Here is a 23,882-nt window from a genome sequence, read left to right as displayed (position 1 = left end):
GGAGGTGCCGAGATGACGACACTGGAAGATGTGACGAAGAAGAGGGCCGAGCCCTCCGCGGAAGCTGCGGCGGCCGCAGAGTTGGTGCGCCTGGCCAAGGAGCAGGGCCTGTCGCTGACCGGGCCGGACGGCCTGCTCAAACAGTTCACCAAAACCGTCCTGGAAACCGCACTGAACGAGGAGATGACCGAGCACCTCGGGCACGACAAAAACCAAGCTCCGCCCGATCGGGAGTCTACGAACATTCGAAACGGAACCAGATCGAAAACGGTGCTGACCGAGGCCAGCGGTCACGTTCCGATCGAGGTCCCTCGTGATCGGGAAGGGACATTCGAGCCGCAGATCGTCAAAAAGCGCCAACGTCGATTGAACGAGGTCCACGAGATCGTGTTGTCCTTGCTGTCGCCGGTGGGCATGAAAGGTCAGGGTCGCGGTGAGGTGAGTTGCCGGTGACTGCGCAGGATCTCGGCAGCTGCGCGGAGGTTGCGGGCAGCCTCGGCGAGATGAGTTGCGATGTCCTGGTCATGGGCGGCAACGTCTTCGGCGGTGTCCGTGCCGGGGGCGGTGTAGAGGGTGTGCAGCTCTTCGCGTGCATCACTGATTCCGGCGAGGGAGTCGTCGAGGGCTGCGAGCATGGTGCGGAGTTTCCGGTCGACGGATTCGCTGTCGCGGCGGAGCTCGGCGTCGAGTGCGCGGTCGACGAAGTCTGCATCGGGAGTGAAGGTGAATGCTGCTGCGGTCATGGTGTCCTCCGTAAGTTGTTAGTTGGTCCGGAAGTGCTGGGTGTGGCTGATGGTGTCTTGCCTTGTGTGGCTCGAAACGAGTGGCCGCCCAGCGCTTCGGGACGCCCTGGCTGCTGATTGAAAAATGTGCTTCGAGCACTGTTTACGGAGATGACGGTGGGGTGTTCCTCGGGCCTGACACGAGTCGGCGACATGGAGGAGCGAATGAGAGAAACTCACACCCACGCATGGGTCGGAATCGACGCAGGCAAGGGCCATCATTGGGCAGCAGTGGTCGACGAAGCAGGGTTGATCGTGTGGTCGCACAAGATCATCAACGACGAGACCGCGATACTGCACGCGCTGAGCGAGATTCTGGCCTTGGCCGACGAACTCCATTGGGCGGTAGATATTTCCGGAACCTCCTCTGCGTTGCTGCTCGCTCTTCTCGCCGCACACGACCAGAGTGCGGTGTACGTCCCTGGTCGCACCGTCAACAGGATGTCCGGCGCGTATCGAGGGGAGGCGAAAACCGATGCCCGCGATGCCTATGTGATCGCGGAAACTGCTCGACACCGACATGATCTGTCTGTGTTGATCCCACCGGCTCAGTTGGCCGCGGAACTCGCGCTGTTGACCTCGCATCGGACCGATCTCGTCGCTGACCGAGTCCGGCTGATCAACCGTCTGCGTGACACTCTCACCGGTGTCTTTCCTGCGCTCGAGCGGGCTTTCGACTTCGGGCGACACAAGGGCGCGTTGGTGTTGTTGACCGGTTTTCAGACCCCGCGTGCCATTCGGCGACGCGGACGCACTCGCTTGAGCTTGTGGCTTGGTAAACGTGGGGTGCGCGGGGCGGACGGTGTCGCCGAGATTGCGTGGGAGGCGGCGTCTGCGCAGAATGTGGTCCTGCCTGGTGAGGCTGTTGCGGCGCAGTTGGTGGCCGATATCGCCGACCGAGTCCTCGCAGTGGACGTCCAGCTCGCTCGTATCGACGCGCAGATCGGTGAGACCTTCCGCCGCCATCCGCAGGCTGCGGTCATCGAATCCATGCCCGGTATCGGTCCGATCCTCGGCGCGGAATTCGTTGTCGCTGCCGGTGATATGTCGGCGTACTCCGATGCCGGACACCTTGCCTCGGCAGCCGGTTTGGTTCCGGTCCCCCGCGATTCCGGTCGCCGAACCGGCAACATGCACCGACCCAAACGCTACAGCCGGCGACTGCGGCGGGTCTTCTACCTCTCCGCTCAAACCTCGATCATCAAAGATGGACCGAATCGCGAGTTCTACCTCAAGAAACGAAGTGAAGGAATGAGGCACGTTCAAGCGGTTATCGCCTTGGCGCGTCGACGAGTGAACGTGATCTGGGCATTGTTGCGCGACGACCGGCTGTTCATCGTTGATGCACCCGCTCTTCGAACTGCTTGATTTCCTCATTGAAACTCGCTTCGCTGGTGAAAGGGTGTGGTCAGGCGGCCGGGACTGGTGGAGTGTCGGTATTCCAACCGTGCACTATTCGTTTACGCAGGTCCGCTTGGGTTTTCACTGATAAATCCATATCGTCGCCTCTCATCGGTGGTCCGGGCACAGGAGGGTGGGCATCAAATTCCACCCACTGGCAGTCAGCCACTGTTGAACAGGAACCGGGAGACCTTCGACTGCCGCGGCCTGCGCGAAGGTGTCGGCAAGAATTGGACCGTCACCGCATACGGCGCACGCGACGTCGAAAGCGGGTGGCTCGGGTTCGCAATGGCGACAGTGCGAACGGATGACGACCGCATTCGGATCGTCGACATCCGGATGGAGCCATGCAACGGCCAGGTCGCCCCGTTGATGAGCGGCTTCCGCTCGCGTACTCGGCTCGTAACCACACGTCGGGCAGGTGCGTGGCACTCGCACGTGCACAACAGAATTCACAGGAACGTCCCCGGGAGGATGCGCTGTGGAGGTCGAAGCTGACTTGTTCTTGTTGAGATGGCCGTACACAGTCGTGCGGGGCACGTTCAACATCGCCGCAATCTGCGCGACCGTATTCTCCCCCGCGTCGTACAGTCGCTGAGCGAGCGCGATTTGATCGTCGGTAAGCTTCGATGGGCGGCCGCCCTTTCTGCCGCGCGCCCGCGCAGCGGCCAAGCCGTCCCGAGTGTTCGCCACAATCAGCTCACGCTGAAGTTCCGCGAGTACCGACAGCATCCCGAACATCGCCCGGCCTTCCGCGGTCGATGTGTCGATTCCCTGCTCGAGGACCTTCAACTCGATCCCGCGCTCGCGCAGCTGCGCACCGAGGGTGATCAGATGCAGTACCGAGCGCCCCAATCTGTCGAGGCGAGTGATCACCAACGTGTCCCCACCCCGCAACCGCGCCAGAACGACATCGAGTTGCGGGCGTGAGGCTTTCGCACCGCCGGCATGATCGAGATGAATGTTCTCGACCTCGACGCCCGCCTGCGCCAACGCGTCGACTTGGTGAGCTGGATTCTGATCTGCACTCGAGACTCGTGCGTAACCGAACAACATCTGTCGACAATACTCAGAAGCAGGGTTATTCGACATAGTTTTACGACACGAGTTCCAGACAAGCATGGGCTGGGTGTACGTTGTGGCCCCTATTTGCTAAGTGGCGGTGTTCTGTGCAATAAGCAATCGAGTCGTCGAGAACACCGGCGGCGGCCATTCCTTTCCGGCCATACACACAGCGAAAACAAATAAGCCATACCGCAGCGTCCCCAGGCAGCTCCGAAACCTACGAGCAACAACGCGAAACCGCCCGCCAAAGAGGTTAAGGAAAACAAAGAGAAGGCTTTCCAGACGGAAGCGGAGTTCATTTCGGGGGACACCGAAGGTGGCCGGCCGCCGGGCAGGCGTTGCCCTCCGCCGACCGCATGGTCTTCGGTTCGGTACGACGTCTGCGGGGTGAAGGCGACGTAGCGTGGCGTCATGTCAGATATCACGATTTACACTGTCGGACACTCAACGCACCCGATCGACGAGTTCATTGATCTCTTGGAGACGTACGGGATCAGGAAATTGATCGACGTGCGTACCATCGCCAAGTCCCGGCACAATCCGCAGTTCGGTGAGGCTGCTTTGGCGGCGAGCGTGCGTGCGCGCAAGATCACGTACCGCCGTATGACGGCATTGGGCGGTTTGCGTCATGTACGCAAGGACAGCATCAACGGTGCCTGGCGGAACGCGTCGTTCCAGGGGTACGCGGACTACATGCAGACAGAAGAGTTTGCCGATGCGATCGACCTGCTCGTGGAGCGAGGACACAACAGCGATGCAGCGATCATGTGCGCGGAAGCTGTGCCGTGGCGATGCCATCGTTCGATGATCGGCGATGCGCTCGTGGTGCGCGGTGTCGTCGTGCTCGACATCATGACCAAGAAGTCGGCACCTCCGCATACGCTCACCTCGTTCGCGCGCGTTGACGGGTCGCGTGTGAGTTACCCGGCCTCGTCGGAGACGTCGCCTTGAGCGCACTGGGCTCAGTGGGTGAAGTGAGCCGAAGAGTTTCCGCAGACACGGAAACCCAACTACCCGACGGCATGATCCATTGTTAGTGATCGCGCGCTCGATCCGGCCAAGTCCCTGCGCGATCACGAACACGCGGTCATTCGCTATCACAGCGACCGTTGGTACAGGAGGTTCGTTGTCGACTCTCGCCGTGAGGTCGAAGAGGTACTGCAGTCGATCGCGGAGTACAGATACGTGTATCGAACGGACGCGTTCGTGCTTACCTTCTGGTCGTACCTCACCACTTGTGGATTAGTGCAACCCTGTCAGCAATGCGGAAGACGTCGTGTGCACAATGAATGAATGCCACGTTCAAGCCCCATTTCCGCTTGGAAGTCTCTTCGTGAGGGTAACGAGCGATTTATCAACGACGCGTCCATTCACCCGAGCCAGGGAATCGTCGACCGCGCGAAGCTGGTCAACGAACAGCATCCCACCGCGGTGCTGTTCGGTTGCGGTGATTCGCGCGTAGCCGCCGAGATCATCTTCGATCAGGGTCTCGGCGACATGTTCGTCGTGCGCACGGCAGGTCATGTGCTCGACGATTCGGTGCTCGGTTCGATCGAATACGCCATAGACGTGCTCGATGTGCCACTCATCGTCGTCCTCGGCCACGACAGTTGCGGCGCAGTGAAAGCCACTCTCGATGCCTTGGACAAGAACGCGGTGCCCGACGGTTTCATTCGTAGTGTGATCGAGCGCGTCACCCCCTCGATCCTGATGGGCCGTCGCGAGGGATTGTCGACGGTCGACGAACTCGAAGGCCATCATGTGGTGGAAACAGGGTCGTTGATTATGCAGAGGTCGCGGATCATCGCGGAAAAAGTGGACAAAGGCGCCTGCGCGATCGTCGGCGTCACCTACACATTGTCCGACGGGCATATGCGTCTTCGAGGCACGGTTGGAGACATAGGAGAAACCGTGCCAAATACTGGGGGGCTCGACGCCCCGCTGCCCGCTGACTGAGGAACCTGTCAGCCGGCCTACCGACGCGGCTTCGAGCCTTCCACCCGAATTACGGTGATTTCCCGGTACGCCGACGACCTCGAACGCATCCGATAACGACGTCACTTCTATGCTTGCCTCGACCCCGGAGATGGGGGAATATGCCGGAACCATTGGCTGAGTTGCTCAGGGACATCCGACGGTGCACGCTCTGCGCGGACCACCTGCCGTGCGGACCGCGTCCCGTACTGCAAGCAGGCCCATCGGCTCGGCTGCGTGTGATCGGCCAGGCGCCCGGCCGCAAAGTCCATACGACGGGTGTTCCCTGGGACGATCCCTGAGGTGACCGCCTGCGCACTTGGCTCGGTCTGACGCCCACAGAGTTCTACGACCCGGACAAGGTAGCCGTCATGTCGATGGGCTTTTGCTATCCAGGCAAAGCCAGGTCGGGCGATAAACCACCGAGATCCGAATGCGCATCTCATTGGCATGAGGCACTGAACGATCGTTTGCTCGACGTCCGACTCACGGTGTTGGTCGGTCAGTATGCGCAGGCACATTATCTACGTGGTCGGCGCAAGCCGACGCTGACCGAGACCGTCAAAGCAGCGAAGGATTACCTGCCGTTGGGGTACCTTCCCCTCCCACATCCTTCTCCGCGCAACCAGCCGTGGCTTGCCAAGAACCTGTGGTTCGAGAAGGACGTGTTGCCAATCGTCCAGACCGCAGTTCGTTCGCTCGCCCTGTGAAAGATCTCTTTTCTTCACGTAGAAGTTCAACGCGAAGCACGCACACACCTGTGTTCGTCAGTGATCAATTGACCGTCTACATCACCGAACCGATACCGGACGGACCTCTCGGACGCTGAGCTCACCCCGTTCACACGCCGCGCCGGCGCTACACGCTCTCGCGCCTTACACACTGCCCCCGGATGTGTCGCCAACTGCCATTTCACTGGAAGCATGCCGAGGCCGCGCAGCGAGGGGCCGTGTCTCATCCGACATACCAGATTTAAGACATGGTCCCGGGGAGGCAGATACCAGGGTGAAGAAGACTTATTCACATGGTGGACATGACATTTCGTCAAAGGCGATTGCAGGACGGTTCTCGCCATCACGTCCGGTGGATCATCCATTCCACAACGCGTGTATGAGCTCGACCCGTCCGCCACGCATGGGCGTTCCTTCGTCGCGCAGTAGGACGAGAGCACTATTGCCGTGACAGGTAGCGGGAGTGCCGTTGGCGTAGACCACGCGATGCCATTGGGTTTCGTCTGCCCAACGGGTCATGACCTGCCCGACTTGGCGAGGATGTCCGTTGACGAGGGTAGCGATCAGTCCGTATGTCATCACTCGGCCTGCCGGGATACCGTCGATGATGTCGAGGACGCGGCGAGCGAACGGAGAGGGTCCTTCTTCGGATACTTCGGTCAACAACTCAGACATTGAAATACTTTGCTTCCGGGTGGTGCAGGACAAAAGCGTCCGTGGACTGCTCGGGATGCAGCTGCAGTTCCTCGGACAATTCGACGCCGATTCGCTCGGGTTCGAGCAACGCCACCAACTTGGCACGATCCTCGAGGTCCGGGCACGCGCCGTATCCGAACGAGTAACGAGCGCCGCGGTACTCGAGATCGAAGTAGCCGGCAACCTCGGTCGGGTCCTGCTCCGCGACGGTATGCCCCTCGGGGAGCACAAGCTCTTCACGAACGCGTCGATGCCAGTACTCGGCCAGAGATTCCGTGAGTTGGACGCCGATTCCGTGAACCTCGAGGTAATCACGGTACGAGTTCGACGCGAACAACTCGTTGGCGAAGTCCGCGATCGGCTGACCCATCGTCACCAACTGGAACGGAAGAACGTCGACCTGACCGGTCGCTTCTGCTTCCTTACGCGAGCGCACGAAGTCAGCGATGCACAGGAAACGGTCGCGATGCTGACGCGGGTAGGTGAACCGGAACCGTTCAGGTGCATCCGGTTTCGGTTCGGTGAGCACGATGACGTCGTCGCCCTCCGAGATCGCCGGGAAGTAGCCGTACACAACCGCGGCGTGCGCGAGGATGCCCTCGGACGTCAGCCGATCGAGCCAGTACCGGAGCCGCGGACGGCCTTCCGACTCGACCAGTTCCTCGTACGTCGGACCGTCGCCCTTGCGCTGACCACGAAGGCCCCACTGGCCGAGGAAGAGAGCGCGCTCGTCGAGCAGCCCCGAGTACTCGGACAGAGAGATTCCCTTGACGATGCGCGAGCCCCAGAACGGCGGTGTCGGCACCGCAATGTCGGTAGCGACATCGGAACGCTCCGGCAGGACCACGGGAACCGCTGCAGCCTTACGCTTTTCGGCGATGCGCTTGGAACGCTCGTGACGAGCCTTACGCTCGGCAGCCTTCTCGCGAGCAGCGATGGCCTCCGGGCTGTCCGGCGCCGGGCCGCCACCACGCTTGGTCGTCATGATCTGGTCCATCAAGTTCAGACCCTCGAAGGCGTCGCGGGCATAGCTGACGTCGCCCTCGTACACCTCCTGCAGGTCGTTCTCGACGTAGGAGCGCGTGAGCGCCGCACCACCGAGCAGAACCGGGAACTTCTCGGCGACTCCGCGTGCGTTGAGTTCCTGGAGGTTTTCCTTCATCACGACAGTGGACTTCACGAGCAGTCCGGACATGCCGATGACATCGGCCTTGTGCTCGATCGCAGCATCGAGAATGGTCGCGATGGGCTGCTTGATGCCGAGGTTCACGACGTCGTAACCGTTGTTGCTCAAGATGATGTCGACAAGGTTCTTGCCGATGTCGTGGACGTCGCCCTTGACCGTCGCAATGACGAGGCGGCCCTTGCCGTCCTCGTCGCTCGCTTCCATGTGCGGCTCGAGGAACGCAACTGCTGCCTTCATGACCTCGGCGGACTGCAGAACGAACGGCAACTGCATCTGTCCGGAACCGAACAGTTCACCGACGGTCTTCATGCCCGAAAGCAGTGTCTCGTTGATGATTTCGATCGGGGACTTGACCGTCATCGCCTCGGTGAGGTCGTCGTCGAGGCCGTTGCGCTCGCCGTCGACGATGCGGCGTTCGAGCCGGTCGAACAACGGAAGTCCCGCCAGTTCCTGCGCACGGGACTCGCGCGCCGACGCAGCCGAGACACCCTCGAACAGAGCCATCAGCTTCTGCAGCGGGTCGTAGCCCTCGCTACGACGGTCGTAGACGAGGTCGAGTGCGGTTTCACGCTGCTCGTCAGGAATTCGGGCCATCGGCAGAATCTTGGACGCATGAACGATCGCCGTGTCCAGACCTGCCTCGGTGCACTCGTGCAGGAACACCGAGTTGAGGACCTGCCGTGCGGCCGGGTTCAAACCGAACGAGATGTTCGAGATACCCAGGGTGAAGTGCAGTTCCGGGTACGCAGCCTTGAGCTGACGGATCGCTTCGATGGTCTCGATGCCGTCGCGTCGTACCTCTTCCTGACCGGTCGAGATGGGGAAGGTCAAGGCGTCGACGATGATGTCGGACTCGGCGAGTCCCCAGTTTCCCTTGATGTCCTCGATCAGACGCTTGGCGATGGCGACCTTCGTCTCGGCGGTGCGAGCCTGGCCCTCTTCGTCGATGGTCAGGGCGACGACCGCCGCGCCGTGCTCCTTGACCAGAGTCATGATCTTGTGGAAACGCGATTCGGGGCCGGCGCCGTCTTCGTAGTTGACGGAGTTGACGGCGCAGCGGCCACCGAGGTGCTCGAGGCCGGCCTGCAGCACGGCAGGCTCGGTGGAGTCGAGCATGATCGGCAGCGTCGAGGACGTCGCCAGGCGGCTGGCAAGTTCCGACATGTCGGCGGCACCGTCGCGGCCCACGTAGTCGACGTTGAGGTCGAGCATGTGTGCGCCGTCGCGGGTCTGGTCCTTGGCGATGTCCAGGCACTTCTGGTAGTCCGCGGAGAGCATCGCCTCGCGGAAAGCCTTGGAGCCGTTGGAGTTCGTGCGTTCGCCGATCATCAGGATGCTGGCGTCCTGCTCGAACGGCACCGCCGAGTACAGCGAAGAGGTGCTCGGCTCGTGGATCGGCGTGCGCTGGGCCTTCTCGACCTGACGGACCGCGTCGGCGACCGCGCTGATGTGCTCGGGCGTCGTACCGCAGCAGCCACCGACGAGGCCGAGTCCGAACTCGGAAACGAAACCACTGAGGGCTTCGGCCAATTCGTCGGCAGTCAGCGGATACTCGGCACCCTTGGGGCCGAGCTGCGGCAGGCCGGCATTGGGCATGACCGACACCGGCAGCGTGGAGTACTTGGACAGATGACGGAGATGTTCACTCATCTCGGCCGGCCCGGTGGCACAGTTCAGACCGATCATGTCGATACCGAGTGGCTCGAGTGCCGTCAGCGCCGCACCGATCTCACTGCCCAGGAGCATCGTTCCGGTTGTCTCGACCGTCACGTGCGTGATGATCGGCAACCGCAGTCCGAGTTGCTCCATCGCACGCTGGCTGCCGAGGATTGCAGCTTTCACCTGAAGCAGGTCCTGGCAGGTTTCGACGAGGATGGCGTCGGCGCCACCGTCGATCATGCCGAGCGCAGCTTCGGTGTACGCGTCACGCAGGACTGCGTACGGTGCGTGTCCCAGGCTGGGGAGCTTGGTTCCCGGTCCCATCGAGCCGAGTACGAATCGGGCCATGCCGTCGCGGCCTGGTCCCATCTCGTCCGCTACTTCACGGGCGAGAGCAGTGCCTTTTTCCGCGAGTTCGCGGATCCGGTGAGAGATGTCGTAGTCGGCGAGGTTGGGCAGGTTGCAACCGAAGGTGTTGGTCTCGACGGCATCGGCACCAGCGGCGAAGTACGCACGGTGGATGTCTTTGAGCACGTCGGGACGGGTGTCGTTGAGGATCTCATTGCACCCCTCGAGGCCGAGGAAGTCGTCCAGGGTGAGGTCCGCGGCCTGCAACATGGTGCCCATCGCTCCGTCGCCGATGACAACGCGCTGTTTCAGCGCATCAAGCAGGGCAGAGTTAAATGGGGCAGACAAGCCGCCGACAGCGGGCTCCGAGGAATCAACGGTGTTCGGATCCTTGGTCTCGAAACGGTTCAATGCATTTACCTAACAGGACGATTGCCATCGACACGTAGAAGGACCGCGAACCGTGCCCGCGGACGATGCGGGGCACAGCTCGCGACTGGAGCATGGTCGATGACGAAGCGGAGTAAGAAATGACGGTCAGATCAGTGGCCGTGAAGACCGGGTCGATACTTCAGATTGCTTTAGCGACCGTCAGTAGTACGCACGAGGCCTCCAGCGCTTCGAGAGAATGTCGAGCATTCGGGACGATCAACAGATCGCCGGACGATCCCTCCCACGCGTTTTCGGCTGCACACAGGCGTACCCGACCGGTGAGCACGTAGACGGTCGCTTCCCCAGGGTTCTCGTGCTCGTCGAGCCTTTGTCCCGCAGCCAGCGCGATGACGGTTTGACGCAGGACGTGCTCATGGCCGCCGTACACGGTACGAGCGCTCCGGCCGCTCTTCGAGTTTTCCGCCTTGTCGGCGAGTTGGCGCGCTAGCGCTGTCAAAGACATCTTTTCCACGATGTTCGCTTTCTGTGCATTTGTCCGGTGCCTGCGAGGGGGTTCACGTCGTTCTCGACTCGGCGGTTACGAGGTTCCGGAGTGGGTTTCTACTGTGGGTCCATATATGTGTTTGTGCGGCACTGATTCAGCCGTGATCGATGTCCGCGCGGGATCAGTTGGCGGTTTCGGTATCGTGCAGGGCTTTCCATCAGGGTTGCGGTGTCGGGGGCTGGGGATGATCTCGTGTGGTGAGGAACTTCGCGGGGTCACTACCGGCACGAGCACCGCTGCTGAGCCATCGGGCGAATCCTCGAGGATCGCGACGTTCGATTTCGTCGAGGTAACGCTCGCGGGTACGCGCGAGGTGCAGCGCGTCCGTCGTCGACGGCGATGGCGAGGGGCCGTTCTGCAGAGCGGGCCAGCTCATGCGCCAACATCGGCACAGGGCTTCGTCCGAGAGTTGGCTGCAGTCCGGCAGCGGAAGAAGCGGCACATCGACGGTGCTGGTGCGTATCAGGGGACTTTTCGGCGAGCATGGTAGTGCCTGTGTGAACTCGACTCTGCCGCCGATGTAGCGACACATCGGAGCCGAGGTGAGGGTCATCAGCAGTATCAACGGTAAGGCAGCAGCGCCGGAGAGCGCGATCAATCCGATGACAGTGATCACGACTGCCGCCCACGTAGCGCCGTCTCGTAGCGCAATCGTCAGGAGAGTTCGGGGCGGTGGAGTAGTGCGAAGCGTGATCGGTCGCAACCAGGGTGAACCCCCTCCGATCAATACTGCGGCAATCACCGCCGATACCAGAATGTCGGTAGGGACGGTGGCGGCTGCGACGATCCCTCCTGAAGCGGTAAGGATCGCTGCGGCGACCCACCAGATGATGCGATAGATGCTCATGGGATGTAATCCCTTGCCGTGAGGAAGTTTCCAGCTGTTCATGTCTCGGTGCGGTCCGCCGAAACGGCGAATACGTTCGATCGTGCGTGCACATCAGCGGTCCCACAACGGGCGGGGAAGGGAATGCGACTGCGCGACAGCAACGTCGATATACACGGTCCTGTGTGTCATTGCCGCTCCAGTTGCGCGAGGCACGTACGCGGGGTATCCCAGGGGGTGAGCGAGCTCTCGATCTGACGTGCGCCGAGTCGCGTCAGGACCCCGCGTATCAAGCCCAGGTGCAAGGAGCAGACAACGCCGGGACTTTGTCGGGCGACGCTCTCGAACGGACAGGCGTGCAATCGGATACGGGTTTCGGTATTCGAGGTTTCGAGTTCCGGATCGAACCCCATCTCCGCGAACAAGGTGGTGACGACGAGCGCCGCTTCTTCTGTCGGCCGGTCGGCTCCGGAGGTTGCGCCGAGTTCATCGAGTGCCCACTGTCTGCCCGCAGCCTCGGCGAGGTTCTCCGGGGTGCCGTCGCTCTGGCGTGCGAAGTGGGCCGCCAGAACGTGAGCCAACTTTTCGTATCCGGAGGTAGCACCGACTCCCGAGCCGAGTGCATTCTGTGCCCGGTAGAGCTGACGTGGACGCCCACGGGTGACGTTGTGTTCGGTCTCCTTCGCGATCAGACCGACCTCGATCAACGCGTTCAGGTGGAACCGAACCGTGGTCACATGCAGATCGCACAAATCCGCCAGTTCGGCGGCGGTCATCGATTCCGCGCCGGCCCGCAGGGCGTCCAGCAGTTGGACACGCCGCCGTGACGCCAGTACCGCATGAGTACCGGCGCGTGCCGACCCTGTTCCCTTTCGTATCGCCATACTGTAAGACTTTAGAGGAAAGATGTCCTCGAAAATAGGCAGTGTCCTGGAGGCCACTCATGACGTACGTGATCGCTGCACCATGTATCGACGTGATGGACCGAGGATGCGTCGAGGAATGTCCGGTCGACTGCATCTACGAAGGGGCACGGTCGCTCTACATCCACCCCGACGAATGCATCGACTGCGGTGCGTGCGAACCGGTCTGCCCGGTCGAGGCCATCTCGTACGAATCCGACGTCCCCGCCCGCTGGGAAGAGTTCATCGACGACAACGCCCACTTCTTCCATCGACTGCTACCCGGAGCGGCCGAGATAGTGGGATCACCGGGGGGATCCATGAATCTCGGTCGCGTAGGCGTCGATACGGAGCTGGTAGGCGGTTATCCGCACTCGAATCATCCGAATATCGGACCGCCATCCCCCGCGCGGGAAGAACGGCAATGACTCCCGTTGTGACAGAACTCCTGCCTTCGCGGCCCTACCCGAAACGCCGGGGGTTTAAGGGATCGTTCTTCTATTCCGCTGCCACCACGACCGATCCCAAAAAGCTGGGCGTGATGTATCTGGTCACCTCGTTCGCCTTCTTCATGTTGGGCGGATTGATGGCCTTGTTGATCCGGACCGAACTCGCCGTGCCCGGTCTTCAGTTCCTCTCGAACGAGCAGTACAACCAGCTCTTCACCATGCATGGCACGATCATGTTGCTGCTGTATGCGACTCCGATCGTGTTCGGTTTCGCGAACTACATACTTCCCCTGCAGATCGGTGCACCGGATGTCGCGTTCCCGCGACTGAACGCGCTCAGCTACTGGCTGTACCTGTTCGGTGCGCTCATCACCGTATCCGGATTCCTCACCCCGGGCGGGGCCGCGGACTTCGGGTGGACGGGATATACCCCGCTGACCAGTGCACTGCATTCACCGGGTGTCGGCGGAGATCTGTGGATCATGGGACTCGCACTGGCCGGCGTCGGGACCATCTTGGGCGGGGTCAACATGATCACCACCGTGATCTGTCTGCGTGCGCCCGGGATGACGATGTTTCGGATGCCCATCTTCACGTGGAATGTCTTCATCACCATGATCCTGGTGTTGTTGGCTTTTCCCATACTCACCGCAGCGCTGATGGGACTGCTCGTGGACCGACACCTCGGTGGACACCTCTTCGATCCCGCCACAGGTGGTGCGATCCTGTGGCAACATCTGTTCTGGTTCTTCGGACATCCCGAGGTGTACATCGTGGCCATACCGTTCTTCGGTATCGTCTCGGAGATATTTCCCGTCTTCTCCCGCAAGCCGATCTTCGGCTACGCCGGACTCGTCTACGCGACGATCGCCATCTCTGCGCTGTCGGCGGCAGTGTGGGCACATCACATGTTTGCCACGGGAGCCGTTCTGCTGCCGTTCTTTTCGATGATGAGTTTTCTCATTGCCATACCCACCGGGGTCAAATTCTTCAACTGGATCGGAACGATGTGGAAAGGACAACTGACCTTCGAGTCGCCGATGCTGTTCTCGATCGGCTTTCTGATCACTTTCCTCTTCGGCGGTCTGTCGGGGGTGATACTGGCGAGCCCGCCCCTCGACTTCCACGTCACCGATTCGTATTTCCTCGTCGCGCACTTCCACTACGTTCTCTTCGGGACCATCGTCTTCGCCACATACGCCGGGATCTATTTCTGGTTCCCGAAGATCACCGGACGATTCATGAACGAACGACTCGGTAGGTGGCATTTCTGGACGACTTTCGTCGGTTTCCATACGACCTTTCTGGTTCAACATTGGCTCGGCGCCGAAGGCATGCCGCGGCGATATGCCGACTACTTACCCTCGGACGGATTCACCACGCTTAACTCGATCTCGACGATCGGTTCGTTTGTTCTCGGAGCGTCACTGCTGCCGTTCGTGTGGAACGTGTTCACCTCGTACCGCTACGGAGAGGTCGTGACGGTCGACGATCCGTGGGGCTACGGAAATTCGCTCGAATGGGCAACGAGCTGTCCGCCACCGCGGCACAACTTCACCGAACTGCCTCGGATCCGCTCCGAGCGTCCCGCGTTCGAACTGCATTACCCGCACATGGTCGAACGGATGAGGACTGAAGAACATGCAGCTAGAAGGAAGATTTCCACAGCCGTAGTGGAAGGACCGAACTCGATCCCGTCCAGTGAGGCCGATGACCTATGACCGAAGCGGCACGCTACGCGCAATTAATCTTGCCGGTCTTTTGGCTCGGGATGGTCGCTGCGATTTCCTTCCTGGAAGCACCGATCAAGTTTCGCGCTCCAGGAGTGAGCCTGGCCATCGGGCTCGGGATCGGCCGAAAGGTCTTCACCGCACTGAACGCCGTGGAGTTGGTTCTGACACTGGTACTGGCGGCATCCTGCATCGTCGCGAAACCTGACACACCCGCGTTGACGTTCTTCGTGCTGGCCGCGATGGTGCTCATTGTTCAGGTTGCGGCGATCCGGCCACTCCTGGGTAAACGCTCCGACCGAATCCTCGCCGGAGAAGACCTACCGCGTTCGAAGATACATCTGGTGTACATCGCTTTCGAGTTGGTGAAGGTTGTGTTGTTGATCAGCGTGATCATTTCCCTGTTCGCGTTGTTGTCCGCATGTCTTCACTGATACCCGGACCATTTCGATGAAAGGTTTCCGATGAACGAATGCATTTTTCACGTAGCCCTTGCTGATGACTGGGAGGGCGCTCAACGATTCGGAGAATATGAAGGATCAACCCGCGCAAAGACTCTCGATCAGGTTAGCTTCGTCCACGCTGCCACTGCAGGGGATCTCGAGCATGTTCTCGCGACAGTGTACGGGGACCTTCGACTTCCACTGGTAGTGGTGGTTGTCGATCAGGATGCTCTCCTTGCAGCGGGGGTCTCGATCAGGTGGGACGAGCGCAACCCATCACCTCCTGGTGCAGACACGCGGGTTCACCGGATCTTGGGAGCAATACCGTTGGATCCGGACATCGTCCTCGATGTTCTCCCGATCGAGGAAGTCGGCGGGGAATGGCTTGTTCCCGACGTGTCCGCATATACGCTCCGAGATACGTCCCGGTAGTCAAAAAATCATGTAAGCGGACTTTGCGGCTAATAGTGGTGAGCAGGGTCAGGTCATCGAACATTTTTTGCGCACCGACCTCTCGCCGGTGTCGCTTACAGCGTTTGGATGTGACCGATGGTCGACTCCACCGATCCGCCTGCACTACCGAGAGCGGACCCATGGCACGCGGAAACTACTGTGGCATAAAGATTCCGCACACAATTTTGCCCCGGTCGCAGACGTCGTCAACCCTGTCACGTGGGCAGGTTCGGTGCCGTATGCCGCCGGCATCGCACCTCGTATGCGCATCGGCCACAGCAAAGTGGTTCAACCTGCCCTGGCTGCTCCTGATCGGATTCGCCGTCCTGATCGCGGCGGTGGCTGCGGCACAGCACTTACGTGGGTTGTCGTCGGTGCAGGTGTTCGTCGAACAGCACCGCGGAGTCGCGAGGTCAGCCCAGGGGAAACGTCTGCCCTTCCCACATGGTTGGGTGCGCAGCAATTTCTTAATCTGTTTCTGATGGTCTTCATCATCCGGTCGGGCATACAGATTCTCACCGACCACCCTCGGCTGTACTGGACCCGGCACAGCGCTCCTGGTCGGGAGTGGTTTCATATCTAAAAGCCTGTGCCTGCCGATCCCTTGTGGACAGCGCGCGACGGACCGAACCGTGCAACATGGGGCCGATGCCTACACGTGCGATCTCGAGCTCGACTGTGGATAAGTCGCTCGACGCAAAAGTGTACGACGGTCTTCGGCGGCAGACCGATTCCAGATCGAGTCCCCCATACCCGTTACACCGTCGACAGTTGCCGTTTGGGTGCGATGTACGGTGAGCGAACCGTCGATAGCTTGAGGTTAGCGAAAATCCGGATTGTACTGTTACGGTAAGTTACTTGAAAGTTGTTCGTTCTTCATGAGGTCGGGGCCGAATGGAGCTCCACCTGCAATGAAACTATGTAGCACAGCGCTTTTCCGGAACGAAAGTCCCTGTACATTATTTGTTCGTCGTTGCGTTCGACGCATCGAGCTGTCTCACCGAGATCCGATCGATGCTTGCGGGATCATTGCAGCACCGTTCCGTACGGCCGCAATCAGCGTCAAGACGGTGGCGCCATGACGAACACGTGTCGGCGCGAAGCCGCATTGCTCGCCGTGTTTCTAGCACAATTCGAACCCGTAGCCGGGGGACAGAAACCGACCCTCACTCGCCTCACCGCCCGTGAGATCGACCAGTGGCGAGAGGACTACGAGCAAGCGGTGCAATGGTCAACTGCAACGAGTTTCAGCACGAACGACGTCGCCAACCTCAAGGAAATGCGTCGACGGTACGGTTTTACCTCAGCCCTCTGAGAGTGCACTACGGGACGATGTGCTCGATTCGACCTTTCGTCAACAAACCAATTTTGCACGGTCGGTGCCGCTTCACAGCGTTCTCGACCATGTCGACGTGGTGCGTTAGCCCTTCGTTTGAGATCCCCCTCACATAAATAGTCATCTCAGATGCGAATTATGTAGGTTCAGATCATGCAACTGACGCAGTTCACCGATCTGGGATTGCGCGTCGTCATGCGGCTGGCCGTACTCGACGCCGATGCCTCCCCCAGTACCCGGGTAATTGCGCAGCAGCTCAACGTGTCGTACTCCCATGCCACCAAGGTGGTTACACTGCTCGGCGAGCTCGGCATCGTCACAACCAGGCGCGGCCGCGGCGGTGGGCTTTCCATCACCGAACTCGGCCGCACCGCCACCATCGGCTGGCTGGCCAGACGCCTCGAAGGCCCGGGTGAAGTCGTCGACTGCGAAGGCGACAAACCGTGCCCACTGCGCGGCGGCTGCCTCCTTCGAAGCGCTTTGCGCGAAGCACAGGAAGCGTTTTTCGTCTCACTCGACGCGGTCACGATCGAAGACGTCACCCGGCAGCCGTCCAAAACTGTTCTGCTTCGCCTCACCACCCGGAGCGACGAAGCAAGCTGATCAACGTCAATTTCGACCGAACGGAGCAGCTCATGCTTTCCCCACAGTCAACCGAGGTCATTCGCGCCACCCTTCCCGTGGTCGGCGCCGCCATCGGCGATATCACAACCCTGTTCTACCGCACGATGTTCGACGCACACCCCGAACTCGAACGCGATCTGTTCAATCGCGGCAATCAGAAGCAGGGTGAACAGCAGAAGGCACTCGCGGGCGCCATCGCGGCATTCGCAACGCTTCAGCTCGAACCCGACAGCGCCAAGGTCGATCTCATACTTTCACGTATCGCCCACAAGCACGCGTCGTTGGGCATCACCCCTGACCAGTACGCAATCGTGCACGAACACCTCTTCGCCGCAATCGTCGAAATACTCGGCGATGCAGTCACTCCCGACGTCGCGGCAGCATGGGACGAGGTCTACTGGCTGATGGCCGAAACCCTCATCACGATGGAGCGAGGCCTCTACCAGCTCGCCGGCGTCGATACCGGTGACGTCTGGCGGACGGTTCGAATCACCGAACGGGTATTGCAGTCCGCCGATACCGTGTCACTGACACTCGCCTCACTCGACGGCAGCGTTCTCCCCACCTTCGCTCCCGGACAGTACCTTTCGGTCGGCGTGGTGCTTCCAGACGGCGCTCGCCAGATACGTCAATACAGCCTCTGTTCCGTGCCGAGCAGCGCGGGCTGGCGGATCAGTGTGAAGCGAATCTCGGGAACTCCCGACGGCGAGGTGTCGAACTTCCTCTACAACAACGCGTTCGAAGGTTCCGAGCTGTCGGTAACCACACCGTTCGGCGATCTGATGATGCCTGACGACGACTCACCATTGCTCCTCGCGTCGGCCGGAATCGGTTGCACACCGATGATCGGCATGCTCAATCATCTCGTGGACACCGGCGCCGAGCGTTCGGTCTCTGTCATTCATGCGGATCGATCCATCGCCGATCATGCGCACCGAGCAGAACTCAGCACACTCGTCGAGAAGATTCCCGCCGCAACCCTGCACCGTTGGTACGAGGATCTCGGCACGCACGTGGCGTTCGGATCTGTTCACGAAGGACGGGCGGATTTGCAAGACATTGCAGTGGAGCCCGATACCCAAGCCTTCCTCTGCGGGCCGATGCCGTTCATGTTGGCGATGCGCGCATCGTTGCTCGAACGGGACGTCCCGCCGCAGAATATCCACTACGAGGTCTTCGGACCGGACAGCTGGGCCAATACCTGAGCGGAGCCGACATGACGGAAGACCCACCGGTGGAAACTCTTTCGCGGTGGTCGGATTCGGGAGCGACGTGGCGTGTTCTACGGCGCACCTCCACATCGATCACGGTCTCACTACGGCGCTGCGACGGGGGCGAGGAAGTTGAGCGTCTGACCTCATCCGATCCCGACCTCCTGGAGTGGATCGGTGACCGTGTGAGCAGCGAGGACTGACGTGTCCAACGCACCGCTACCTGCGGTGCGTTGAGCACGTCATCCGTGGAATCGTTGTGCGATCAGCTCTCGGGGTAGTTTCTCTGGGCCCGGGTAGGCGACGATGACACGTATACCGTCAGGGTCGCAGCCATCGACGAAAGTCACTCCACCGACTACCTGGGTGAAGGTAGAGGCATCGTATGCGCGTAGTCGTTCACTGATCCGCGCCAATTCTTCTTCGGTATCAGCGGACCACATGACGTAGTGGACGCCGATGTTGCTCATGTTGCGCCGCGATGCGCCCTGTTGGACATACATGTAGATCTGGAAATCATCCGGCGTCAGAAGGAGCGCCGCCTCGCGTTCACGCAAGGCGACACGGCAGGAAAATACGTCGCAGTAGTAGCTCACCGACCGATCCAGGTTGGCTACTTGCATCACCGACGAGGCAACTTTGGCGGCAGCACACATTTTTCTCTCCTACTCCCGAACAAGCCAGAGGCCTTCACAGTACCGTCGCACTCGGTGTATTGGCTTTCTCTGTGGCGCGAAGTCCGCATGCACCAGAATTCGCCGCTGACGTCGATGACCGTTCGCCAACTCCCGCTCCGTGGTGACCCGCCCGGACGGTCGTCAGTACCAGCCAGGCGGGCCGAGTACACCCGACCTGGGAGAGTCGGGCGCACGATCAGGGATCGGCCCACCGGACGTGTGTGACGACCTCCCGGAGAACCCCATCCGTCACCGTCTCGGAACTAGAGACGACGCGGAAAACGAATGTAGCGCACACAGTTCCACTGATCTACCACTGCCTGCGACTTACCACGGTCACGTCCCTCCCACAGTTCGGCCGATCTAAACTCACCAGAACAATTAAAGCCACACCCTCACAGGAGCAGCGATGAGTCCCCGGCCCACCTGGCTCCACACCCGATCCACCGAACTTCGGGCCGCACTCCTCGATCTCGGGCTCACGATCACCGACACCGAAGCCCGGAAAATCCTCGACGACAAACTCACCGAATACGCGACCCTGATGAGAGTCACCCGCCAGACCGCACAGCGTGACTTCACCGACGAACGCCTCCTCGCGTTCGCACAGTCCCTCGCGGTGTCACTCTACGACGAAGCCCCCGGCGCCGACCTGATCGAATTCGAACGCAGCATCTCCATGCCCGTCGCTGCCGTCGGCCTGACCACCGCGGCGCTGGCCGAAGCCTTGAAAGTCGCGCACGTCAACCTCGACGACAAAGAAGCCCTCGCAGGCCTGTCGCTACTGTCGACTCTCGGTATGATCACCGCCGACGCCAATGCTTTCTTCGTCCCGACCCCGCGTCCTCTGCTCTTGCGCATCGCGCGCTATCTCGACGGCGCCGCGACATCCGTCACCGACGGTGCGAACCTTCCCGACGGACTCGACGACACCCACAGACAGCACTTCGCGGACGTCCTCGCCCAGGACGCCGACGGAATCCGGGCCCTCGCCAACACCGAAGACGGCGACACCCCGCGACTGTGGCGCACCCCCAACCCGCGCTGACCGCCGGTGCAGCGAAAACACAGTCGATGCGCTGAAACCTGCGGGACGGCTCGCCCGCCGATAGACCAGGGGTGGCTACCGGCGGAGCGTTCGCCATGCCCGTTGGGGACCGGGTGATGCCGCCCCCGAAAATTTACGTGTCACCCACCCCGGTTACCAGTCTTCGCACAGTTACAGCTACTTGAGCATTGAACTATCGAGGGGAGTGCCTCGCCGCCTGCAGGTGAACCGGTACCGAGTTAGTTCATCGCACCCATGAGTCGCCTTCACTTACCTCCCGCGTACCGACCGGCCAGCAATGACGCAGTAACATCACACTGTGGTGCGCTGCTTTCCGCCTCGGTTCCAGCGCACCACGCACCACCCGTTACCACCGCGCAGGCAGTCGCCCCTTTCACTCGGCCTGCATGATCCACACGTGCAGGAGCTACCCATGGCCTCCCCCGACGAGCGTCTAACCGCCAAACTCGAGCAACTCCCCATCAGCGACGACGCCCCCATGTGTTCACTCCTGCGCACAACGCTGCTCAAACACGCTCAACACGGCAGCGACATCACCGAACCCACTGTGCTCGGGCTGCTCGCCATCACCGGCGCCCTCGAAGAACGCCTCACCCGACTCGAAGCCACGATTCAGCCCTCCCCCACACCATGACGGCACCACCGCCTCGCATCGACCGACGAAAGCGCGTCCGAAAATTCGGGTCTGTCCAGAAAACGGTGTAATTGATTGATTTCTAACTACTTTCGTCCGGCAGACAGCCGTCCGTCGAACGTTATCTCGAAGGCATTCAGTGCTGCCTTCCATCGGTTGGACCAGCGTTGGCGGGCGGTGCCTTTCGGGTCGAGGCTCATGATGGCCAGATACACGCATTTCAAGGCCGCGGCCTCGGTCGGAAAGTGTCCACGGGCCTTGATAGCCCTGCGGATTCGGGCGTTGACACTTTCGATGGCGTTGGTCGTGTAGATGACCTGCCGGATGGCGTTGTCGAATTGTAGGAACGGCACGAACTCAGCCCAGGCATTGGTCCAGAGCCTGATGATCGCGGGATAGCGTTTCTCCCATTTGTCACTGAACTCTGCGAATCGGTCGAGCGCGGCCTGCTCCGACGGCGCCGTGTAGACGGGTTTGAGGTCCTTGGCGATCTCGGACCAGTCCTTGCGGGAGGCATAGGCGTAGGTGTTACGGAGAAGATGGACCACACAAGTCTGCACGATGGTCTGTGGCCACACTTGCTCGATCGAGTCGGGTAGATGCTTGAGACCGTCGCACACGACGATCAGAACATCCTGCACACCACGGTTTTTCAGCTCGGACAACACCCGAAGCCAGTACTTCGCCCCTTCCCCGTCGCCGTGCTCACCGGCCCACAATCCGAGGATGTCGCGGGTGCCGTCGACAGTCACCCCCATCGCGACGTAGATCGGCCGGTTGGCGACGTTGCCCTCGCGAATCTTGACGTGGATGCAGTCGATGAACAGCACCGGGTACACAGGGTCCAACGGCCGGTTCTGCCACTCGGCCATGCCTTCCATCACCCGCTCGGTGATCGTCGAGATCGTCTGCTTGGACACATCGGCTCCGTACACCTCGGCCAGGTGTGCAGCGATCTCACCGGTCGTCAAACCCTTGGATGACAACGAGATCACCATGTCCTCCACGCCTGAGAGCCGACGCTGCCGCTTGGCCACGATCTTCGGTTCGAAGGAGGAATCCCGGTCACGGGGCACCTCGAGTTCGACCGGGCCGGCCTCGGTCAACACGTTCTTGGTGCGTCTGCCGTTGCGGGAGTTGCCGCTGCCCCTGCCTGCCGGGTCGCTCTTGCCGTATCCGAGGTGGTCGTCCATCTCGCCTTCGAGCGCGGACTCCACGACTAGCTTGGTCAGCTTCGACAGCAATCCACCATCTCCGGTCAACTGCAGCCCTTCGGCTCGCGCCTGCTCGACCAGCTCTTTGAGCCGCGCATCGCTGATACCCGGCTGAGCCGAGTTCGTCTCTGTCTCACGATCAATCACATCAGTCATAGTGGCGTATCTCCTTTCAGAGTTACACCGTTGTTCTTACAGTCCCCCCCTGAAGTCTTGGCCTGGTTCATCATGAGGTCACCAGTTGGAGTTCGCCACACGCGCTGCGCCGATCGTGGAGATGCGTGCATCGAATAATCAGTGCGTGCATCGAATAATCAGAAGGGTTCATCAACGCATGGTCTCGAGGTTCCAGATCGCGGCGGTTGTGGGTATCGCTGGGGCTTTGACATTGTCCGGTTGCGGTGGCTTCGACGAATCATTGTCGGGATCCACTAATAGGACCACAGCTGATTGGGCACTGACTTTCGGTGGGCTGGACCAGTGGTGGCCGGGATGAGCGAAGCGGATCTTCTCGCCCAAGGAATTACCGTCGCCGGGGAACCAGTGGACGGGTGCCTGCGCTACTCGATCGGCAACTACGGCGCAACCGTTGAAATATTCACTATCGACGGCAAAATAGTGGGCGCTAATAGCACCTCGGCATCAAGCGGGATCACATCCGCGTCGAGCGAACAGGACATCAGAATTGCCTATCCTGAAGCTACTTTCACTTCGACGTCAAATTTCAGGTCACCGCGAAACACTGATCTGCTAGTTAGCGATCCGAACCATCCTGACCGATATTTGGCCTTCTCCATCGGAGCAGACGGTTTCAATCATTACGAGATTTGGAGTGGTACGAAAGAATTCGTCACCGAACCATTTCTCATGTGTACGAACGCAGGAAATTCAGTCGCCGCAGCCACCTCGTCAGCAGTTTCTACCACGAGCACCCCTACCTCGACAGGTGCGATAACTTTCGGCGGCTACGGCGAGGTTGTCACCGGCACCGTGGAATCAGAACTGGTCAGCCACGGTATCGACGAAACTAACATGAGGACTGTCGGTGGTGATTGCACCGTCTACTACGACGGGACCACCGCTGCAATCAACGTGAAAAATGACGCAGTTGTCGGCGCGGTGGGCTCACGGGCAATCCACGGAGTGGGAACAGGCAGTACCCCTGCCCAGGTACGCAACGCTTTCAGCGACGATGTGGTCGAGCAAGTGAATGACCTCGGCCCAGTCCTCGTGGTCAGCCAGCCCAGTAAGCCGACCATGTATTTAGGTTTCCAGTTCGAGAACGCGAAAATTGGTGCTCTCAGCGACTCCGACACCGTCACTCAGGTTCGTGGTGGCACCAAGAAGTTCGTGACCACCCCGCTCGGCGGGTGCTAGCCAAACCACCACCCGGCGGCACCGACGCTGAACCGTGCAGAGTCGCAGAAGAGACACTGGAGCCTTGCATCATCCGCTCTCACGCCGGAGTAATGCCGGCGCTCATCTATCGGTAAGGATGTGCAGAGCATGCGCCCCGATATAAGGCCGTTGATGTA

At 60.5% G+C, this 23,882-nt stretch carries 23 protein-coding genes and 2 pseudogenes; 16 read left to right on the top strand and 9 right to left on the bottom strand.

The window, feature by feature from the left end; genetic code table 11:
* Positions 1-12: 12 nt before the first annotated feature.
* Positions 13-405 (top strand): annotated as a pseudogene (locus RA302_RS33415) (transposase); the annotation flags it as partial.
* A 17-nt stretch (positions 406-422) separates the two neighbouring features.
* Here RA302_RS33415 and RA302_RS33410 read toward each other — a convergent pair.
* Positions 423-743: a hypothetical protein gene (locus tag RA302_RS33410; protein WP_030538089.1), complete on the bottom strand. Its 321-nt coding sequence runs from the start codon at positions 741-743 to the stop codon at positions 423-425.
* A gap of 204 nt (positions 744-947) precedes the next feature.
* Between RA302_RS33410 and RA302_RS33405 the strand changes: the two genes are divergently transcribed.
* Entirely contained in the window at positions 948-2,150 is a 1,203-nt protein-coding gene (locus RA302_RS33405; protein ID WP_030538088.1) for an IS110-like element IS2112 family transposase, read from the top strand.
* A 141-nt stretch (positions 2,151-2,291) separates the two neighbouring features.
* Here RA302_RS33405 and RA302_RS33400 read toward each other — a convergent pair whose 3' ends face one another.
* Positions 2,292-3,239, bottom strand: a complete 948-nt coding sequence (locus RA302_RS33400) for a recombinase family protein (protein WP_024488102.1) — start codon at positions 3,237-3,239, stop codon at positions 2,292-2,294.
* Positions 3,240-3,659: 420 nt separating this feature from the next.
* Between RA302_RS33400 and RA302_RS33395 the strand changes: the two genes are divergently transcribed.
* The 3 genes and pseudogenes from RA302_RS33395 (at position 3,660) to RA302_RS33385 (ending at position 5,932) form a co-directional block, all read left to right on the top strand.
* On the top strand, positions 3,660-4,199 hold the full coding sequence (locus tag RA302_RS33395; protein ID WP_024488101.1) for a DUF488 domain-containing protein: 540 nt from the start codon (positions 3,660-3,662) through the stop codon (positions 4,197-4,199).
* A 342-nt stretch (positions 4,200-4,541) separates the two neighbouring features.
* Positions 4,542-5,204 carry a carbonic anhydrase gene (locus tag RA302_RS33390; protein WP_030538117.1) on the top strand — a complete coding sequence of 221 codons (663 nt, stop codon included), beginning with the start codon at positions 4,542-4,544 and terminating at the stop codon, positions 5,202-5,204.
* Between the two features lie 140 nt (positions 5,205-5,344).
* Positions 5,345-5,932 (top strand): annotated as a pseudogene (locus RA302_RS33385) (uracil-DNA glycosylase family protein).
* A 378-nt stretch (positions 5,933-6,310) separates the two neighbouring features.
* On the opposite strand, the gene RA302_RS33380 reads toward RA302_RS33385, so the two are convergent.
* From RA302_RS33380 to RA302_RS33360, 5 genes are all read right to left on the bottom strand, one after another.
* Positions 6,311-6,628 carry an MGMT family protein gene (locus tag RA302_RS33380; RefSeq protein ID WP_030538118.1) on the bottom strand — a complete coding sequence of 106 codons (318 nt, stop codon included), beginning with the start codon at positions 6,626-6,628 and terminating at the stop codon, positions 6,311-6,313.
* Positions 6,621-10,190 (bottom strand): methionine synthase, encoded by a 3,570-nt coding sequence (metH, locus tag RA302_RS33375; RefSeq protein WP_215515923.1) that lies wholly within the window; start codon positions 10,188-10,190, stop codon positions 6,621-6,623. The genes RA302_RS33380 and metH overlap by 8 nt, the downstream gene beginning before the upstream one ends.
* A 223-nt stretch (positions 10,191-10,413) precedes the next feature.
* Complete coding sequence (locus tag RA302_RS33370) at positions 10,414-10,746, bottom strand: cupin domain-containing protein (protein WP_030537913.1); 333 nt, start codon at positions 10,744-10,746, stop codon at positions 10,414-10,416.
* Between the two features lie 190 nt (positions 10,747-10,936).
* Positions 10,937-11,626, bottom strand: coding sequence for a hypothetical protein (locus RA302_RS33365; protein ID WP_024488068.1), 690 nt, complete (start codon positions 11,624-11,626; stop codon positions 10,937-10,939).
* A 167-nt stretch (positions 11,627-11,793) separates the two neighbouring features.
* On the bottom strand, positions 11,794-12,489 hold the full coding sequence (locus tag RA302_RS33360; protein ID WP_024488067.1) for a helix-turn-helix domain-containing protein: 696 nt from the start codon (positions 12,487-12,489) through the stop codon (positions 11,794-11,796).
* A 59-nt stretch (positions 12,490-12,548) separates the two neighbouring features.
* Here RA302_RS33360 and fdxA point away from each other — a divergent pair, with 59 nt between their 5' ends.
* The 8 genes from fdxA to RA302_RS33320 all read left to right on the top strand — a co-directional run bounded on the left by fdxA (position 12,549) and on the right by RA302_RS33320 (position 18,956).
* Positions 12,549-12,935, top strand: a complete 387-nt coding sequence (gene fdxA / locus RA302_RS33355; RefSeq protein ID WP_030537914.1) for a ferredoxin — start codon at positions 12,549-12,551, stop codon at positions 12,933-12,935.
* Positions 12,932-14,677 carry a cytochrome c oxidase subunit I gene (gene ctaD, locus RA302_RS33350; RefSeq protein ID WP_030537915.1) on the top strand — a complete coding sequence of 582 codons (1,746 nt, stop codon included), beginning with the start codon at positions 12,932-12,934 and terminating at the stop codon, positions 14,675-14,677. The genes fdxA and ctaD overlap by 4 nt, the downstream gene beginning before the upstream one ends.
* Complete coding sequence (locus RA302_RS33345) at positions 14,674-15,120, top strand: hypothetical protein (RefSeq protein WP_024488065.1); 447 nt, start codon at positions 14,674-14,676, stop codon at positions 15,118-15,120. Before ctaD ends, RA302_RS33345 begins: the two co-directional genes overlap by 4 nt.
* A 30-nt stretch (positions 15,121-15,150) precedes the next feature.
* Positions 15,151-15,561 carry a DUF952 domain-containing protein gene (locus RA302_RS33340; protein WP_030537916.1) on the top strand — a complete coding sequence of 137 codons (411 nt, stop codon included), beginning with the start codon at positions 15,151-15,153 and terminating at the stop codon, positions 15,559-15,561.
* A 1,099-nt stretch (positions 15,562-16,660) separates the two neighbouring features.
* Positions 16,661-16,897 carry a hypothetical protein gene (locus RA302_RS33335; RefSeq protein WP_030537917.1) on the top strand — a complete coding sequence of 79 codons (237 nt, stop codon included), beginning with the start codon at positions 16,661-16,663 and terminating at the stop codon, positions 16,895-16,897.
* A gap of 174 nt (positions 16,898-17,071) precedes the next feature.
* Positions 17,072-17,521 carry an Rrf2 family transcriptional regulator gene (locus RA302_RS33330; RefSeq protein WP_042926755.1) on the top strand — a complete coding sequence of 150 codons (450 nt, stop codon included), beginning with the start codon at positions 17,072-17,074 and terminating at the stop codon, positions 17,519-17,521.
* A gap of 32 nt (positions 17,522-17,553) precedes the next feature.
* Positions 17,554-18,747 (top strand): globin domain-containing protein, encoded by a 1,194-nt coding sequence (locus RA302_RS33325; RefSeq protein WP_024488093.1) that lies wholly within the window; start codon positions 17,554-17,556, stop codon positions 18,745-18,747.
* 11 nt (positions 18,748-18,758) lie between these two features.
* Complete coding sequence (locus RA302_RS33320) at positions 18,759-18,956, top strand: hypothetical protein (RefSeq protein WP_024488094.1); 198 nt, start codon at positions 18,759-18,761, stop codon at positions 18,954-18,956.
* A gap of 39 nt (positions 18,957-18,995) precedes the next feature.
* Here the strand turns inward: RA302_RS33320 and RA302_RS33315 are convergent, their stop codons facing one another.
* A complete protein-coding gene (locus tag RA302_RS33315; RefSeq protein WP_024488095.1) occupies positions 18,996-19,409 on the bottom strand; it encodes a VOC family protein in 414 nt (137 codons plus the stop codon).
* A 430-nt stretch (positions 19,410-19,839) separates the two neighbouring features.
* On the opposite strand from RA302_RS33315, the gene RA302_RS33310 reads away from it, so the two are divergent.
* The gene (locus tag RA302_RS33310; RefSeq protein ID WP_024488096.1) at positions 19,840-20,478 is read left to right on the top strand and encodes a hypothetical protein; all 639 of its coding nucleotides are present in this window, start codon (positions 19,840-19,842) and stop codon (positions 20,476-20,478) included.
* Between the two features lie 433 nt (positions 20,479-20,911).
* Entirely contained in the window at positions 20,912-21,133 is a 222-nt protein-coding gene (locus RA302_RS33305; protein WP_209923336.1) for a hypothetical protein, read from the top strand.
* 86 nt (positions 21,134-21,219) lie between these two features.
* On the opposite strand, the gene RA302_RS33300 is transcribed toward RA302_RS33305, so the two are convergent.
* Positions 21,220-22,503, bottom strand: coding sequence for an IS256 family transposase (locus tag RA302_RS33300; RefSeq protein WP_003945410.1), 1,284 nt, complete (start codon positions 22,501-22,503; stop codon positions 21,220-21,222).
* Positions 22,504-22,839: 336 nt separating this feature from the next.
* Here RA302_RS33300 and RA302_RS33295 point away from each other — a divergent pair, with 336 nt between their 5' ends.
* Positions 22,840-23,724, top strand: a complete 885-nt coding sequence (locus RA302_RS33295) for a hypothetical protein (RefSeq protein WP_030537918.1) — start codon at positions 22,840-22,842, stop codon at positions 23,722-23,724.
* The last annotated feature ends 158 nt before the right edge of the window (positions 23,725-23,882 follow it).

The sequence above is a fragment of the Rhodococcus sp. DN22 genome (assembly GCF_036669995.1).
GTDB lineage: Bacteria > Actinomycetota > Actinomycetes > Mycobacteriales > Mycobacteriaceae > Rhodococcus_F > Rhodococcus_F erythropolis.
This window is presented reverse-complemented; position numbering and strand designations above follow the sequence as displayed.

Bases quoted from the DNA above. Each gene is read 5' to 3' on its own strand.
- RA302_RS33410 (WP_030538089.1), bottom strand. From the start codon at position 743: ATGACCGCAGCAGCATTCACCTTCACTCCCGATGCAGACTTCGTCGAC.
- RA302_RS33330 (WP_042926755.1), top strand. From the start codon at position 17,072: ATGCAACTGACGCAGTTCACCGATCTGGGATTGCGCGTCGTCATGCGG.
- RA302_RS33320 (WP_024488094.1), top strand. From the start codon at position 18,759: ATGACGGAAGACCCACCGGTGGAAACTCTTTCGCGGTGGTCGGATTCG.
- RA302_RS33305 (WP_209923336.1), top strand. From the start codon at position 20,912: ATGGCCTCCCCCGACGAGCGTCTAACCGCCAAACTCGAGCAACTCCCC.
- RA302_RS33380 (WP_030538118.1), bottom strand. From the start codon at position 6,628: ATGTCTGAGTTGTTGACCGAAGTATCCGAAGAAGGACCCTCTCCGTTC.
- RA302_RS33405 (WP_030538088.1), top strand. From the start codon at position 948: ATGAGAGAAACTCACACCCACGCATGGGTCGGAATCGACGCAGGCAAG.
- RA302_RS33295 (WP_030537918.1), top strand. From the start codon at position 22,840: ATGAGCGAAGCGGATCTTCTCGCCCAAGGAATTACCGTCGCCGGGGAA.
- RA302_RS33390 (WP_030538117.1), top strand. From the start codon at position 4,542: ATGCCACGTTCAAGCCCCATTTCCGCTTGGAAGTCTCTTCGTGAGGGT.
- RA302_RS33310 (WP_024488096.1), top strand. From the start codon at position 19,840: ATGAGTCCCCGGCCCACCTGGCTCCACACCCGATCCACCGAACTTCGG.
- RA302_RS33395 (WP_024488101.1), top strand. From the start codon at position 3,660: ATGTCAGATATCACGATTTACACTGTCGGACACTCAACGCACCCGATC.
- RA302_RS33335 (WP_030537917.1), top strand. From the start codon at position 16,661: ATGACGAACACGTGTCGGCGCGAAGCCGCATTGCTCGCCGTGTTTCTA.
- RA302_RS33340 (WP_030537916.1), top strand. From the start codon at position 15,151: ATGAACGAATGCATTTTTCACGTAGCCCTTGCTGATGACTGGGAGGGC.
- ctaD (WP_030537915.1), top strand. From the start codon at position 12,932: ATGACTCCCGTTGTGACAGAACTCCTGCCTTCGCGGCCCTACCCGAAA.
- RA302_RS33325 (WP_024488093.1), top strand. From the start codon at position 17,554: ATGCTTTCCCCACAGTCAACCGAGGTCATTCGCGCCACCCTTCCCGTG.
- RA302_RS33345 (WP_024488065.1), top strand. From the start codon at position 14,674: ATGACCGAAGCGGCACGCTACGCGCAATTAATCTTGCCGGTCTTTTGG.
- fdxA (WP_030537914.1), top strand. From the start codon at position 12,549: ATGACGTACGTGATCGCTGCACCATGTATCGACGTGATGGACCGAGGA.
- RA302_RS33365 (WP_024488068.1), bottom strand. From the start codon at position 11,626: ATGAGCATCTATCGCATCATCTGGTGGGTCGCCGCAGCGATCCTTACC.
- RA302_RS33315 (WP_024488095.1), bottom strand. From the start codon at position 19,409: ATGTGTGCTGCCGCCAAAGTTGCCTCGTCGGTGATGCAAGTAGCCAAC.
- RA302_RS33360 (WP_024488067.1), bottom strand. From the start codon at position 12,489: ATGGCGATACGAAAGGGAACAGGGTCGGCACGCGCCGGTACTCATGCG.
- RA302_RS33300 (WP_003945410.1), bottom strand. From the start codon at position 22,503: ATGACTGATGTGATTGATCGTGAGACAGAGACGAACTCGGCTCAGCCG.
- RA302_RS33400 (WP_024488102.1), bottom strand. From the start codon at position 3,239: ATGTTGTTCGGTTACGCACGAGTCTCGAGTGCAGATCAGAATCCAGCT.